Annotated in this window: 9 protein-coding genes; 1 reads left to right on the forward strand and 8 read right to left on the reverse strand. The window is 65.3% G+C overall.

Going from position 1 to position 15,488, the window contains the following annotated elements; translation table 11 throughout:
- Positions 1–86: 86 nt before the first annotated feature.
- On the reverse strand, positions 87–1,193 hold the full coding sequence (locus tag SINAC_RS01940; protein WP_015244022.1) for a fatty acid desaturase family protein: 1,107 nt from the start codon (positions 1,191–1,193) through the stop codon (positions 87–89).
- A gap of 636 nt (positions 1,194–1,829) precedes the next feature.
- On the opposite strand from SINAC_RS01940, the gene SINAC_RS01945 reads away from it, so the two are divergent.
- Positions 1,830–2,855, forward strand: a complete 1,026-nt coding sequence (locus SINAC_RS01945; RefSeq protein ID WP_015244023.1) for an alpha/beta hydrolase — start codon at positions 1,830–1,832, stop codon at positions 2,853–2,855.
- A gap of 87 nt (positions 2,856–2,942) precedes the next feature.
- Here the strand turns inward: SINAC_RS01945 and SINAC_RS01950 are convergent, their stop codons facing one another.
- The 7 genes from SINAC_RS01950 to SINAC_RS01980 form a co-directional block, all read right to left on the reverse strand.
- The gene (locus tag SINAC_RS01950; RefSeq protein WP_015244024.1) at positions 2,943–3,926 is read right to left on the reverse strand and encodes a hypothetical protein; all 984 of its coding nucleotides are present in this window, start codon (positions 3,924–3,926) and stop codon (positions 2,943–2,945) included.
- A 30-nt stretch (positions 3,927–3,956) separates the two neighbouring features.
- The gene (locus SINAC_RS01955) at positions 3,957–6,314 is read right to left on the reverse strand and encodes a glutamine amidotransferase (protein WP_015244025.1); all 2,358 of its coding nucleotides are present in this window, start codon (positions 6,312–6,314) and stop codon (positions 3,957–3,959) included.
- A gap of 161 nt (positions 6,315–6,475) precedes the next feature.
- Positions 6,476–10,261: a DUF4175 family protein gene (locus SINAC_RS01960; RefSeq protein WP_015244026.1), complete on the reverse strand. Its 3,786-nt coding sequence runs from the start codon at positions 10,259–10,261 to the stop codon at positions 6,476–6,478.
- Positions 10,258–12,372 (reverse strand): vWA domain-containing protein, encoded by a 2,115-nt coding sequence (locus SINAC_RS01965; RefSeq protein WP_015244027.1) that lies wholly within the window; start codon positions 12,370–12,372, stop codon positions 10,258–10,260. Before SINAC_RS01965 ends, SINAC_RS01960 begins: the two co-directional genes overlap by 4 nt.
- A complete protein-coding gene (locus SINAC_RS01970; protein WP_015244028.1) occupies positions 12,369–13,373 on the reverse strand; it encodes a DUF58 domain-containing protein in 1,005 nt (334 codons plus the stop codon). Before SINAC_RS01970 ends, SINAC_RS01965 begins: the two co-directional genes overlap by 4 nt.
- On the reverse strand, positions 13,373–14,383 hold the full coding sequence (locus SINAC_RS01975) for an AAA family ATPase (protein ID WP_015244029.1): 1,011 nt from the start codon (positions 14,381–14,383) through the stop codon (positions 13,373–13,375). The genes SINAC_RS01970 and SINAC_RS01975 overlap by 1 nt, the downstream gene beginning before the upstream one ends.
- A gap of 64 nt (positions 14,384–14,447) precedes the next feature.
- Positions 14,448–15,329, reverse strand: a complete 882-nt coding sequence (locus SINAC_RS01980) for a DUF4159 domain-containing protein (protein ID WP_015244030.1) — start codon at positions 15,327–15,329, stop codon at positions 14,448–14,450.
- Positions 15,330–15,488 lie beyond the last annotated feature (159 nt).

The following is a 15,488-nucleotide window of genomic DNA, read 5'->3' on the forward strand; positions in this document are numbered from 1 at the left end:
GAGTGATGGGGAACCGGAGCCGCTCTTTTTTGGGGCTCCGGCCCCCATGACAAGGAGGAGTGGCGAGTTGACCGTCGTCCGAGTGGTTACGCCGAGGGGACCAGTTCGGTCACCGGCACCGGTTCGAGCCGGCCCATCCGGTAGAGCCAACGGACGTGCGACGATAGGGCATCGCGGAAGGTCGGGTGAATCTGGTAAGGGATGCCGAAGTCTTTACAGGTGGCCTCGACGATCGGCGAGATCGCCGGGTAGTGGACGTGGCAGACCTTGGGGAACAGGTGATGCTCGATCTGATAGTTCAGGCCGCCGAGGTACCACGTCAGGAACCGGTTCCGAGGCGCGAAGTTGGCCGTGGTCCGCACCTGGTGCTCGGCCCAGCCCGCTTCCACCGAGTTGGACTCGGTGGTGGCGACATGCACCTCGGTTTCCTCCAGGCAATGCGCCAGTTGGAACGTCGTGGTCAGCACCGTGCCGAGCGTGAACGTGGTGAGCAGGTACAACCCCAGGACAGGCAACGTCGGATAGAGGATTAGCGGCAGAATCAGCGACCAGCCGTAGAAGAAGAGCTTGCCGAAGAGCGTGGCGATCAAGACCAGTCGGCTCGGCCTCGGAATCGGCATGCCGCCGATGTCGCTGTTCACCAGGTCGCGATAGTCCGCGTAGAAGTGCCAGTTGGCGGGCAGGAGGCCATAAATAAACCAAATATAAATGTATTGGTATTTGTGGTAACGCAGGAGGGGTTGGGTGGGCGCGAGCCGGAGGAAGGGTTCGATGTCGACGTCGACGTCGATCCCGGAGATGTTGGTGTAGGTGTGGTGGACGATGTTGTGCTTCCAGTACCAGATGTAGGAGCTTCCGCCCATCACGTCGAGGCAACAGCCGAAGAGGCGGTTGACCCAGCGGTTTCGCGAGTAGCCGCCATGGTTGGCGTCGTGTTGCACGCTGACGCCGATGCCGGCCATTCCCACCGCCAGGCAGATTGCGGCGATTGGGGTCAGCCACCAGGCGAGCGAGTTGGTGATCAGCAAGAGGTAGGCGCTGACTGTCCAACTGAGCAGGATCGCCGACTTCAGATACATCCACGCGGCGTCACGCGGTGAGATCTGCACTCCTTCGAAGTACTCGGCAACCCGGCGTTTGAGCTCGAGGTGGAATGCCCCGGAGCCCGGGAAATGAACCCGTATCGGTTCCAAAGAATCACCCTTGATCTAGACGTTATGGAAGCGCTCTACGACGGGGCGAGCGGGCCGAGTGGGACCAGCACTCGATCCGCCGTCGCCGTCCGGCCTTGGCAAGCGAGGGAACGTCCGGTGACCGATCTCAATGCCAATCGCCGGATCGTCTGGCCAGGGCGCGACAGGGTCGCTTGGGCCAGGCTTATCGGTCGACGCAAGGTAGAGAATCGGGCCTTCCATTCCAAGTCTTGGGGGGCTGGTCGAGAGCGGCGGTGCCCTGGATCGAGGCGGGGGGTGGAACTTTGCCGGGTGGACGGCTCGTTCCGATCTTGCCCGCTTATCGCCTCGGGCGATGGATGCGAGCAAATATTTCAACGGATCGCACGGGCCAATTCAATAGCCCACTCGGCCGAACCGCTGGTAAACGCGTGGGAAAACATCACACCTCATGGACCTGTAAGCCTTTACGGCCGATAAGGTTTCGACCTCAGGCACCAGGGACCTGGCGTGGCGGCGGCGGACAGGGCTGGCGTGACGCGCTGCATCGCGTCGGTTATGCTCCTGATTCTCGAAAGATGGGCAAGAGTGGGGTTCTTCGCCGCCCTGGCACGGAAGAACTTTCCTTTGGCGAACCGTTCTGGAGGAGTCATCCCGATGCGCTCTCTGGCGTTCCTCTCGCGACGAGTCCTTGCATGCACGCTGGTGGTGATGCTCTTCGGAGCGTCCACGAGCCGCCCGGCTCTGTCTCAGGCCCCGAAGCCGGAGGAGAAGGCGAAGGCCAAGGCGAAAGCCAGCATTCCTCAACAACCGCCGACGTTCGCCAACGTGCCGTATGGGGACCATGCACGCGAGGTCCTCGACTTCTACAAGGCGGAGTCGGCGACCCCGACCCCCTTGGTCGTCTACATCCACGGTGGCGGCTGGATGAATGGGGACAAGGCGCGGGTCGGCACCGTCGATTTGAAGAAGCTGCTGGCTCAGGGGATCTCGGTCGCGGCGATCAATTACCGGTTCCTTCCCCAGGCCTACGAGGCCGACGTCAAACCGCCCGTCAAGTGGCCGCTCGAAGACGCGGCGCGGGCGGTTCAATTCCTCCGGTCCAAGGCCGAGGAGTGGAACATCGACAAGACGCGCGTGGCGGCCACCGGCGGGTCGGCCGGCGCCTGCTCGTCGCTCTGGCTGGCCATGCACGACGACCTGGCCAAGCCCGACAACTCCGATCCGGTGGCCCGCGAGTCGACCCGGCTGACCTGCGCGGCGGTCGTCGGCGCGCAGACGGCTCTCGACGCCAAGCAACTCCGGTCGTGGATTCCCAACATGGCCTACGGCGGTCACGCCTTCGGCTTCTGGAAACAAGGGCAGAATCGCACGATCGAGTTCCAGGCGTTTCACGACCACCGCGATGAGGTCTTGCCCTGGATCAAGGAGTATTCTCCCTATGAGCATGCCAGCGCGGGGGACCCTCCCGTCTACCTGGATTACCCGGCGCAGGACAAGCCCGCCAAGGTCGGTGAGGACCAGCGCGATCCGACCCACTCGGCCGTCCTCGGCCTGATGCTTCAAGAGAAGCTCAAGCAAGAGGGCGTCGAAGCCCACCTCAACTACCCGGGGCAAACCGACCCGGATTATGCCAACGGCACCGAGTTCCTGATCGCCAAGCTCAAGCCGGCGCGGCCGTAAGGTCGGCGCTTTACCAGGCGAGCGATCAGTCGACAACGGTCCCTTCGTTGTCTCACGGTTCGCCTGGAATCGAAGAAATTCCCCATTTCAGGGCTTGCGCTCGGTGGTCGCTGTGGGCATTGCGCGATAGAGCTTGGCTAGCTCGGTCATCAAGGGTTCGAGGCGTTCGTAGTAGGTGTCGGCGGCCAGCTTCGCCTTTTCGTCGCGCAGGGCGGCGATGGAGCGTTCGAGCTGGTCGCGTTTCTGACGGATCTCCGCCGGCAGCTTGCGCTCGCGATCGCTGGGGATGAGGACGAACTGGTTGGCGCGGATGCCGTCCAGGGGGGCTCCGTCCTTGGCTCGCCGGGTAGCGCGGACGCCGCGAAACCAGTCGGCCGGTGTGCCCAGCTTGTCGCCGTTATCGTCGAGAAGGGCGTGCTCGGTGGCGAGCTGCGACTGGGCGCGATACGATTCCTCGACCCGGCCACCGGCCGTCAGGTACGCTTCAAGGAGCGAGACCTGCCCGTCCTTATCCAGGTCGGCGCTGGGGTTGGCGATCGCTTCGGCGAGGTACTGGCCGAAGCGGGCGTAGTTTTGCTCGTTGCCGCTCCGGGTCGCGGTGATGATGACGCGGTCGGGGCCTGAGAGGCGATTGAGGAACGGACCGCTCGCCGAGGCGCAGTTGATGAACGCGACCGGGCGCTGGAGCGGCTTGAGCCATTCGAAGAGCTCGAGGTCGGTTACATCCGGCCCCCGCAGGTTGAACTTGGCCTCGCGGCCGTCGAAAGTGCCGTGGCCGATCAGCACGATCCAGAGCGGTTCCCGGCTGGTGCCGGCCTTGGCTTTCTCGGCCAGGATCGACTGCAAGCGATCGTGGTCGGTGGTGCCCGACTCTCGGCCCAGGCCGATTGCGATCGCTTCGGCGTCCGCCTTCTCGGTGGCGGCCTGCCACTGGCTGGCCCACTGGTGGAACCGGGACTCGTACTCCGAGCTGCCCGGAGCGCCGACGACGATGAGGACGCACGGCCGATCGCCGGTCTCGGCGGTTGTTGTCGTTGCCAGGCTCAGGCAGATCGCAAGCAATGTGGTCATGATGATTTCAGAAAAAAATATGCAAAAATATTATACAAGGCCATTAACGCGTCGGACGCCCCATTCGGCCGTCAGGCAGACGATGGCGATGAGGAAATAGAGCGGTTGATGCCACAACGGCGAGGTCCACGGTTCGTTGATCGGCGCGTGGCGTGACGAGAGGCTGGCGACGAACGGGGCGAGTTGGTCGCCGTCCACCACTTCCCCCTTGGTCTTGGCCGCGATCGATTCGAGGAATTCCCGGTCGGGTGTGAGGCGGGCGAATTCGTCGGCCGAGGGCTGGGCGGCCCAGCCGGCTTCCTTCTCGCCGATGGTGCTGCCGTCAGGCGCGTTGGCGGTGGTCGTGACGCGGTAGGCGCCGGGCTGCTTGGTGACGTAGGTCGCCGTGTAGGCGCCGGCCTCGTTGCGGTCGGGCTCGCCGTCCAGGGTCAGGTCGTCGCCTCCGGGCAGGCTGATTTTGAAGGTGACCTTAGCATTGTCGAGCGGTCGGTACTCGGCGTCGCGGACCCGGGTCGTGAGCACGACGGCGGGGGCGGTCGAGTCGGCCTTGGGATGGACGTTGACCTCGACCTGGCCCGGGACGTCGCCGACCAGCCAGCGGACGGTCTGCCGCCACGAGCGTTCGAGGTCGCTCTCGGCCGGATCCTGACGGTGCAGGCCCCAGCGCCAGAGGTCGCCGATCATCAGGGCCGCGACGTGCCCCTTGCCGAACTGCTGGGCCACGAGCGCGGGGGCGAGGTCGCCTGTGGCGTTGCGGACCTGCGCGAGCACGGCCGCCCCCGGCTTGATGGTGCCGACCTGGCTGAGCGTGCGGAAGGGGGGCATCGTCGCGAGCCGTTGCCGCTCCTCCTCCTCGGTCTTTCGCGTTCTGACCCAGGGTTGGAGCCAACCTTCACGGGTGAGCACCAGTTGATGGTCGGCCAGGGCGGGGATCGTGGCGGGCCGGTTGAGGTAGACGGGCAAGAGCTCGCCGACCGGGTTACGGTCGTACTTGCCGTCGGCGAACGAGTCGGGGCCGCCAAGCATCAAGAGGCCGCCGCCGCGTTGGCTCACGAAGTTGCGGAGCAGGCCGAGCTGGTCCTGGGTGAAGAACTCGGCCTCGACGTCGTCGAGCACGACCGCGTGGTAACGGTACAACTCGTCGGCCGTTTTGGGGAATCCGTCGCGAAGTTCGACCTCGTCGCGCGTGCCCAGGCGGACGAGGACCGGTTGGTCGACCGGCTCGGCCGTATCGGCGTCGGGGTTCTCGAACCCGTCGAACAGCGGCGAGGCCGACGAGGTCCGCGCGCTCCGGAAATCGAACTTGGGCTGGCGCTTGGCGATCCGGATCAGGCCGACGAGCTCGACCTGCTCGTCGTCGGCCAGCGCGCGGCGAAGGAACTTGAACTCCCAGTTGGGCCGCCCGCTCACGTAGAGCACCCGGTAAGGGCCGCTCCCCTGGTCGACGACGATCAGCCGGCTGTTGTTGGCGAGCGTCTGCTCCTCGGAAGATTCACTTTTGCTGGCTTGCTTCGTCTTTTTCTCGTCCGAGGCGGCGAACGCGCGGACGCGGTAGACGCTGACCCCTTTCCGCTCGGGGCGGAACTGGAACCGGAAGTTGAGCGGCTTGGCGTCCCCGGTCGCTTTCGCCTCCAGCCGCTCGATGTCTCGGTCAGCCTCGTCGGTGACGACGGCGACGATCGTCTCCCCCTTGAAGCCGGTGGCCGTGACGTCGGCCCGGACGACGACGGGGGCCGACTCGAAGTTGGTCTGGCTGATCGAGACGTTGGCGACGCCGATGTCCTTGGCGACCCCTTGCGCAGGGGGGACCACGGGATAGATCGGCGGCAAGCCCGGCCAGTCGAGCTCTCCGACGTCGGTTCGATTGCCGTCGGTGAAGAGCAAAACGCCGGCGAGCGGCAGGCCGCGGAACCGCTTCGACAGCGCGGAGAGCGACGAGGTCAGCGTGGTCCCCGTGCCGTCGAACGTCAGGGTGTCGAAGCCGTCCACCGCGCGGAGGTGCGAGTCGAACGCATAGTTGCGCACGTCGAAGTCTTGTCCGAGCCGGGTCTTCCAACTCGACTCCTTGGCGAGCCGGTTGCGCACCCAATCGCCCCTGGTCTGCGGATCCTTGCCGTCTCGGATCAGGAGGCTCTGGCTGTTATCGGCCAGGATCACGAACGCGTTCGCCCCGCGCCGGGGGCGCGTGCCGGTCAGCAGCGGTTCCAGCAGGCTGAGGGCCAGGGCCGTGAAGCCGGCGGCTTTGAGAAGAGCCCCGGCCATTTTCACGGAGCGTGTCGTGTGCGCCCGCCCGTAGCTCCAGAGGAGCGAGACGGTCGCGACCCCGATGATGAGGCCGGCACCGGCCAGCCATTGCGGCGATCCCCAGATGATGGAAGGCATCGTCATCGACTGCGTCTCATTTGGCCGTCACTGGACTTGTTCACAAGTTGTGGAAAGCAATCAAGCAGGCCGTGGCCACGTCGCCACCCGGTCTCGGTCACTCTTTCCCCAAGGCTTTTCCCGTGGTGGGCCGTGCCCTTCTCTTCCTGGTTCTTTCTCCAGGCGGATTACCGGTCGGTCCTCCCTTTTTTGAGGCCGCTGCCCAGTTGCTCGTAGTAGCGGCGCACTCCTTCGGCGAACTCGGGAGGGACGGAATCGCGGTCGATCGGGACCAACGAATCGGGGGATTCACGCTTGCGCACTTCCTCGGCGATCCGTTTGCTGAGTTCCCCGATCGGTTCGGCCACGAGATCCTTGAGCTTGGTCCAGTCGGGCTCTTGGGAGTGGCGTTTGAATTCCTCACGCGCCCCTCGCACGCGATCCCGGATCCGCGCGGCTTCGGCCCGCAGGTCGGGGTCGTTGAGCAGTTCCTCGACGTCGCGCATCCGGTCGGACCAGCGGCGGAAGCCCTCCCCCGTGATCGGTCCCCCGGGAGCTCCCCCGCCCCTGTTGGAGAGTCCTTCAAGCATCTGCTCAAGTCCGGAACCACCCCCTCCGCCCCCTGGGGCTCCTGCCTGCCGTCCTTGCTGGCCCTCGCCCGGCTGCCCTGGTTGCTCGCCTTGAGGGGCGTCGCCGCCACGCAAGGACCCCTGCCCTTGCTGGCCCCTTTGACCTCCACGCTGGCCTTGTTGTCCTGGCTGTTGCCCCTGCTGTCCTGGCTGCTGGCCTTGCTGTCCTGGCTGCTGGCCTTGCTGTCCTGACTGCTGGCCTTGCTGTCCTGACTGTTGTTCCTGCTGTTCTGGCTGTTGTCCCTGTTGCCCTTGCTGTTGTCCCTGTTGCCCTTGCTGTCCTGGCTGCTGTGGATCTTGTTCGCCTTGTCGGCCCTGGCGATTTCGTGGATCTCCCTGGGCCGGCCGGCCGCCTTGCTCTTCGCCCGTGGCTCGGGCGATTTCGCGGTTGATCTGGTCGGCGAGGTCTTCCACTTCGCCCTGTGCCCGCTTGAGAGCGGCCGTTTCGTCGCCGAGGACGCTTTCGGCTGCGTGTTCGACGCCTTTGCGGAGTTGGTCGATGCCCTGGCCGGCGTGTCGGGAGGCCTTGGCGGCCTCCTCGGCGATTCCCGCGTCGGCCAGTTGTTCGGCGACTTTCAAGGCGTCGGCGATCTTCTGTTCGTTGGCTTTGCGAACCGTGTCGTAGAGTCCCTTGGCCAGGAGTGGCTCCGACTCTTCCGCCTCTTGCACCGTGTTTTGCATCCGGTCGAGGAGTTGGTCGAGCCGTTTCTTCTGCTGTTCGAGCCCTTGCTTGGTCTGTTCACTTTCTCCGTTGTCGCGGAGCGACCGGGCCGCCTGTTTGTCCCTGGCCTCGAGCCGTTCGGAAAGCTTGTCTTGATCGTCGTCGAGTTGCCGCGCCTGGTTGCGCATCTCGGTCATTTCTTCCGTGAACCGGTCGGCCGCGCCTTTGCGGAGTTCCTCGCGAAGGTCGTTCAGTTGCCGGCCGGCCCGAGCGCCCTCGGTGAGGGCTTGCGGGACCTGGCCTTGCTCAAGCGCCTCGGAAGCCTGCCGGACGTGCTCCCGGCTCTGCTCGATCTGCTGGCGGGCCTCGGCCATTCGTTCCTTGTTTTCTTCTCGTTCCATCCGTTCGCGAAGTTCGTCGGTGTCGCGGAGGATCTGCTGCTCCTGATCTCTGAGCCGCTTGAGCTGGCGTTCGATCTCCTGCTTTGCCTCGGCCGTCTTGGCTTCTTCGAGGGCCGATTGCAGTTCCTTGAGCCGGTCATTCAGGTCGGTTTGCCGCTGGGCCAGTTCGCGGAGCCGGCTGATGACTTGTCGGGTCTCGCGCTGTTCCTGTTCCCGTTGTGACTGGGCCCGGGCCGTGCTCTGCTCTTCGTAGCGGTTCTCTTCATTCGAGAGTTCAAGCTGCTGGAGCTGCTGCTGCGACGGGCTGCCGGCTGAGGCTTGCCCCCCTTGTTGGTTTCGTTGTCGCGAGCGGCTGCGCGTGACCTCGAACTCACGGGCTCGAAGCTTGAGCAAGGCTTGATAGGCCGCCTGCTCGGCGGCGAGGGCCGGCGTGTGCGCGGCGATCGACGTTGATTTCACGGCTTCGGCCAGTTGCTTCTCCGCGTCCTTCATGAACCGGGTCGCCTGTTCGAGGCTCGCCTTCGACTTTGGGTCGCGGAGCTTCTCGGCAAGCTCCCCCGCCTGCTTGATGGCCGATTGCTGGGACTCGAGGAGGAGCTTGCTGTCCTGGCTGAACTCGGCGGAGCGCTTGGCCCCGGTTTCGCGGCGGATCACTTTCCAGGTGCCGTTGATGATCTCTTTTTGCAGCTCGGCGAGCTGATCCGTCTGCTGGGCGTTCTGGCCTTGCCCCTGTTCCTGGTTCTCGGATGCGCTGCTGGGGGGCGCTTCCCCTTGGCGGAAGATTTCCTCGAAGTGGCGGACCTCGGCGAAGAACATGTCGCCCGAAGTGCGCCTTGGCTGATTGTCTGGGCCGACGTCCTCGGCCCAGAAGAAGTAGGTGACGAGCTGGTCGGGGATGGCGTTGAAGGATTCAAAATTGAGGAGATGCTCGGCTTTCACGCTCTTGGATGCAGGAGTCGTCAGCACCGCCTCTTGCGGGGGCTGGCCTGCCACGCTGTAGGTGAGGCCGTGGCGGACCACCCCGAAATCGTCGTCGAGCTTGGCCTTGAGCGTGAGCTCCTCGACCGGCGAGACCCGGACGTCCCGCGACGGCTGCGTCATCGCGACGCTCGGCGGCCGGTTGCGCGTGACGTTGATCACGATTTCAGAGGTCAGCTTGTTGGTCCGTCCATCGCGGTCGATGAGCTGGACCTTGAACCGCTTGGGGTCGGTGAGCGTGAGGGTGGTGCGGTAGAGGGGGGCACCTTCTGCTTCGTGCCGCGTGAGGGGAACGGCCTGTCCTTGCTCGTCGACCAGGCGGGCCACGGTCACGTCCTTGTTGAGGTGGCAGAGCAAGGTGAGCTCGGTCCCCTCGACTGCTGTGACGTGCCGGATATCCTCGACGGTCTTGGTCTCGAGCGCGGTGTACTTGGGGAAAACGAACGTGGCGTCGGTGCGTTGAAGCTCGGGGTACTCGAACACGTGGACGCGATAGGTCGGTGTGCTCCGACCCGCGAATTCGACGTGATATGTGAGGTCGGCGTCGACCGACTCGACTCGCGCGGCGAAAGTCGGGTCTTCCAGGCTGCGAGTCATCGTCCGGCTCGCTCCGGCTTGCTTCGCGTCCGGGCCGACGACCAGGCTCGCCTCGGCCGGGACCGCGTCGAGGAATCGCGCGACGACCAGGAGCGAGGTCCCACGCTCGAGCTCCGTATTCCCCGGATCGACCACGACACCGGTCGCGACTGCCGTGGTTACGAACGGATTCCGTCCGTTGGCGTGGGAGCGGGTCTCCATCACGAGGCCGATGACCGTGACGATCATGAACGTGAGTGCGATCGCGTGGGCCAGGTGCGAGGCTCGCAGCCGCCGGGTTGGCACGACGTCATCCCAGTTATGGGCCTGGCGGTGGTCGAGGGCTTTTCGGATGACGGTGGCTTGCAGGAACCCGAACCGTTCGGCGGGGGTTGCGACCGCCTGCTCGACTGCGGCAAGCAGGCCGGTCGCCAGCTCGGGGTGTTTGGCTTCGATTCGTCTGGCCACCCAGCGCGGGTCGCGTGCTGAGCGTTGCGCTGCGATGGCCGTGTAGGCACCGGTCGCCAAGGCCAGGGCCGCCAGGATCGCCGGCACCCAACGAGCGGGCGTCGTTGTGGATTCCGCCGCGCCCGATTTCGCCAGCAAGACGGCGAGTCCCAGGCCGATGAGGCCCCACAACAGCCAGCAAAGAGCCAACGTACTCCAGAGCCGGACGTGCCGGAATCGGCGTGCGACTCGTTCCAGGGCTTGCCGCAGTTCCGTGCTCATGTCGTCAGGGCCTCCGCGCGGGCCGAACGAGGCGCAGTCTGCCGCCCCGCCAGCCAGGTTTCGACGATCAGGATGCCGATGGCCGCTACGATCAGCCAGCGCCAGAGCTTCTGTCGCCCTTCGAGCTCGGCGTTATGCATCTGCCGAAGGTGGTCGCGGTCGACGGTCGTTCGGGAAGGGTTCGCCAGTCGACAGCCGAACTGCTCCAGGGTTTCGACGTGCAGAGGGGCGGTCTTGCTCTCCAGCGGATCGAGGTTCACGGCGAACTCGCGTGCGCCTGCCGCTGTCTCGATCGTGTAGAGGCCGGGCCGATCCGTCTCCAAGAACGCGGTGCGGCCCGGCGCGGTGGCGACCGTCCCCCCGCCCGGCGTGCGGACGACCAGGCCCTTGGCGGCCCCTTCGGTCACCGGCAGCGCCACGGGATCGTGAACCAAGAGGTTTGCCTGAGTGGCCGGCCGGGCGTCGCGTCCCTCAAGCAGCGCGGCCATCAACGGCACGAACTTCGATGACCGCGCGAGCTGGCTGTCATTGGGGTTCCACCCGCTCGCCAGCACGATGACTCTTCCTTTGCCGATCCCCTGCTCCACGATCGCCGGGTCGCCGTTCTCGAACCGCGCCAGGATGCGCGCGTCTTTGAACGGATCTGTGCTGATGCGACGATACTTCCAGAAGTGGATCTTCGTGAAGTCGTTGTACTGAGCGCCCGCCAGCGCGGAGAAGAGCGGATGGTCAAACGCGATCTCCCCCAACATCAGGTCGCGCTTGACGGCTCCCTCCTCGATCTCCCAAGGGGCGACGTCCAGGAGGGTGGCCAGTGTCTCGGCCTTGCCGGCCGTCGTCACGACATCGAGCACGGTCCCGCCGCTTTGCCCATAGGCGTGGAGCTTGCGGGCGTTCTCCGTGGTGGTCTCGGCAGTGAGGATGACCAGCGGCAGGGCCTGCGTTGATTCGAGCGTGAGCGCCACGGCGGGCGAGGCCGTGCGGATGGTCACGCGCCGCCGGGGGGTGTCGTGGAAGACGCGCTCAAGGTAGTAGAGGAGGCCGGCGGGGTCATCGGGTTCGTCTTTCCCGACGTAGAGGACGGTCGCCTCCTCCCGGTGCTCGTCGGCCGAGTAGAGCGTGTTGTCGAACGGGTGCGTGTCCCCCTTGAGTCGGAGTGTCCCGGGAGCACTTTCTCCTTGCGGCTTCGGCAGACGGACGACGCGGCTCTCTCCGGGCGGGACGTAAACGTCGATCGGCGGCCCCGTCTCGCTCCCTTTTTCATCGACCCGGACGACCTGGAACTTCTCGCGGGTGGATCCGGGCTCGTTGGTCACCCCCACGCGCCGGCCTGGTGCGTTCTTCGAGTGCTCGGTCTCGATTCCGTCGGCCAGGGCGTGCAGGCTGGCGTTCGAGCCCAGGTCGGTGACTGTTTTGAGGTCGAGCTCCACGTCCGAGGGCCACTCGAATCCGCCGAGCGCTTCGAGCCGGCTCCCCTGCTGAAGGTCGCTGATCAGAACGATCCGGCGCGGCATTCGCCCGGCCTTCTCGCTCGTATCCGCCACGTCTTCAATCGCGGCGACGGCATCGATGAGGGCCTGCCCCAGTTGGGTCCCCCCCCAGGTCGGCTCGAGCCGTTCGACCAGGGCCGTTGCGACGGCCTGCCGCCGGCTCGGGTCGAGCGTGGCCGACTCGTGGAAGCTCAGCAGCGGTCGCGACGCTCCATCGAAGGCGAAGAGGGCCAGTTGATCAGCCGGGCGGCAGGCGGCGATCGCCTCTTCGGCGAGCTTCTTCGCTTTGGGCCAGAGGTCGCCGCGACGCATGCTGGCGCTGGTGTCGATGACCACCGCGACCCGGCGCCGCGCGACGTTGCCGTAGTCCAGGTTGGCCGCTTGCCGCAAGAAGGGCCGCGCGAACGCGAGGGCGAGCAAGGTGAGGGCCGCCGCCCTGAGCAGGAGCAGGAGCAAATTGTCGAGCCGGCTCCGTCGGGTCAGGCGGGGGGGCGTCGGGGTCAGGAACATCAGGGAACTGAACGGCACCTCGCCCCGAGGCTTGCGCTGGATCAGGTGGAAGAGGATCGGGGCGGCGAGAGCGAGTAGTCCAAGAGCATATAAGGGGGTGAGGAAGCTCATCGAGCGCCTCCCCGCCCCGGCGCATTGCGTCGGCCAGGCCGGCGACCCCGGCGGATCCTTGCCTTGAGGAGGTCGAAGAGCACGAGCTCCAGGGGCATGTCGGTCGTCACCCGCTCATATTCAATTCCGAGGTCGACACAGGCCCGCTCGATCTCGGCGGCGTGGGCGTTGAACTTCCGGAGGTACTCGGCGCGGGCCTGGTCCGGGTCGATATAGAGCTCACGCCCCGACTCGACGTCGTGGTACATCGCCGGCGTTGTGAAGTTGAACTGCACTTCCGCCGGGTCGAGGACCCGCAGGACGACGACGTCGTGCCCTCGCGACCGGAGGTAGCCCAGCCTTGTCTTGAGCGTCTCGGTCGGGGCCAGCAGGTCGGAAAGCAAAACGATCAGGCCGCGCTTCCGCACCGTCGCGGCGATCTGCTCGAGCGGCTCGGCGAGGTTGGTCGCGCGTCCCGTGGGCTCGCGGTCGAGCGTGGCCATGATCCGGCGGAGGTGCCCTGGGCGGTGCCGGGCGGGGAGGTACTCGGTGATCTTGTCCTCGAAGGTGAGCAGGCCGACCGCGTCGCGCTGCATCGAGAGGAAGTAGGCGATCGTGGCCGCCGCCGTGCGTGCGTAGTCGCTCTTGCTGTAGCTGCCGGAGCTGTAGCTCATCGACCGGCTCGTGTCGAGCACGAGGTAGCAGCGCAGGTTCGTCTCGTCCTCGAACCGCTTCACATAGTAGCGGTCCGAGCGTGCGAACAGCCGCCAGTCGAGGTAGCGCGGGTCGTCTCCCGGGCTGTACTCGCGATACTCGCTGAACTCGACCGAGAACCCGTGGTAGGGGCTGCGGTGGATCCCCTTGATGAACCCCTCGACCGTGACCTTGGCCCGGATCTGCAGGCTCTTGATGCGCATCAAGGTCGCCGGATCGATCAGGGCCTCGCCCGGCCGCGCGGGGTCTCCGCGTCGATTCGAGGTGGATCCGGGAGGCCGTGGGTCGGGACGGTCCAAGGGGGGCATCAGTCGTGTGGCCTCTTGATATGTTCCAACAAACGGTCGATCACGGCGTCGACGGCCACGCCGTCGGCCTCGGCCCGATACCCGAGCAGGATGCGGTGACGCAAGGTGGGGTGGACGAGCGCGCGGATGTCGTCGGGCGTGACGTGGAATCGGCCCTCGAGCAAGGCCCGTGCCTTGGCCCCGAGCACCAGCGACTGCGCGGCCCGGAGCCCTGCGCCCCAGCTCACCCAGCTATTGATGAAGTCGGGGGCTTGCGGCCCTGGCCGGGTCGCCGAGGCGATCCGGACGGCGTGGCGGACCAGGTCCTCGGCGATCGGGACCTTGCGAACCACCTCGTGGAACCGGAGCACGTCGTGGCCGTCGAACAAAGGTTTGAGCGGTTCGGTCTTGCGCGAGGTCGTTTGCTGAACGACAGCGACTTCATCATCCTCGGGCAGATAGTCGACGATCACGTTGAACATGAACCGGTCGAGCTGGGCCTCGGGGAGCGGATAGGTCCCTTCCATCTCGATCGGGTTCTGCGTGGCCAGGACGAAGAACGGTTCTTCGAGCGGGTAGCGGACCCCGGCTGCCGTGACCTGGTGCTCCTGCATCGCTTCCAGAAGCGCGGCCTGGGTTTTCGGAGGCGTCCGGTTGATCTCGTCGGCGAGGATGACGTTGGCGAAGATCGGTCCTTTGACGAACTGTAATCGCCGGTGTCCCTCGCCCGTCTCCTCGAGAATCTCGGTGCCGGTGATATCCGCCGGCATCAGGTCGGGAGTGAACTGGATCCGTTGAAACCGCAAGTCAAAGACTTGAGCAATGGTGCGGACCAGGAGTGTTTTCGCCAGTCCGGGCGCCCCGGTAATCAAGCAGTGGCCGCCGGCGAACAGGCTGATCAGGAGCTGATGCGTCGCTTCCCGCTGGCCGACGATCACCTTGCCGAGCTCGCGCTCGATCCGGACGCGGCTCTCGTGGATCGCCTCGACGACCAGTTGTTCTCCCTCATAGGCATCGACGTCTACCGTCACGATCGCTCCTTTCGACTCGACCCCGTGCCGCGCCGGCGGACGCCTTTTGTGGCTCGTCCGCGATTCAGTGCGTCATGGCGTAGGTCACGATGTTGATCCCCATCGGGTACGACTTCTTTTCCGAGAACTCGTGGAAATAGCCCGAGTCCATGCCTTCGCGCTCCCAGCCGTCTCCCAGGTCGGTGTTGTGGCAGAAGATCGCCATCATCCGCCCTTTGTCGTCGATGAGCTGCTTGTAATGGACGGTTCGCGAGTCGCCGTCATTGTGCTCTTCCCAGGTTACGGTGGAACCCGGGCCTTGCCAGGAGTGAATGCTCGGGACTTGCGGTTTTTCCTTGAGCCGGTAGACGCAATGGAAGATCTCGTGGTCGATGGAGATCTCCGTCGGCTCCCGGTCAGGAAAGACGCGTTTGAACTGCTCGGCGACGCGCTCCCAGGCGGAGTCGCCCCAGAAGTCGTCGACCATCAAAAAGCCGCCGTTGAGCAGGTAGCGGCGCAGGGCCACGACTTCCTCTTCGGAGAAGTAGAGGAAGCCTGGTTCGATCATGTAGAGGAAGGGATAGTCGAACAAACGCTCGTCGGTCAGCCGCAACGAGATCGGCTCGGGGTTGACCTTCAGCGCTGTCAGTTGCTGAAGCCGGAACGAGAAGTTCAGGTCGCTATCGGGCCAGTCGGTCATCCAACTGCCTCCCCTTCCTCTTCCCCAACCGCGTCGCCCTCCAAAGCCACCGCCATAGTTCGTGTCGTACTCGACTCGCACGAAGGTGAAGACGTCGTTCTTGAACCGTTCGTCCACCTTCCAGTCGGGCACTCCCGCGCGATCGTCAGGAATGATCCCGGGCCTCGTCCTCGGCCCGCGCCCGAACCGCGGCTGACCCAGGCAGACGCCCGTGACGATCGCCAGCAGGCAAGGAAGCGCGACCAGGATCAGGCGTCGTCGGGTCATGGAATCTGGGCCTTTTTTTTATCGGGAGGGGACTCGTCCGGTCCTGTTTGCATTTCGTAGCCCCTTTGAGAGGGGGCGACCGTTCATCGCGAAAAGGCGTAAACCCCGGGAATCGTTTGCATTTTGTAGCCCCTTTTGAGAGGGGCGACCGTTCATCGC

This window comes from Singulisphaera acidiphila DSM 18658, assembly GCF_000242455.2.
GTDB classification, from domain to species: domain Bacteria; phylum Planctomycetota; class Planctomycetia; order Isosphaerales; family Isosphaeraceae; genus Singulisphaera; species Singulisphaera acidiphila.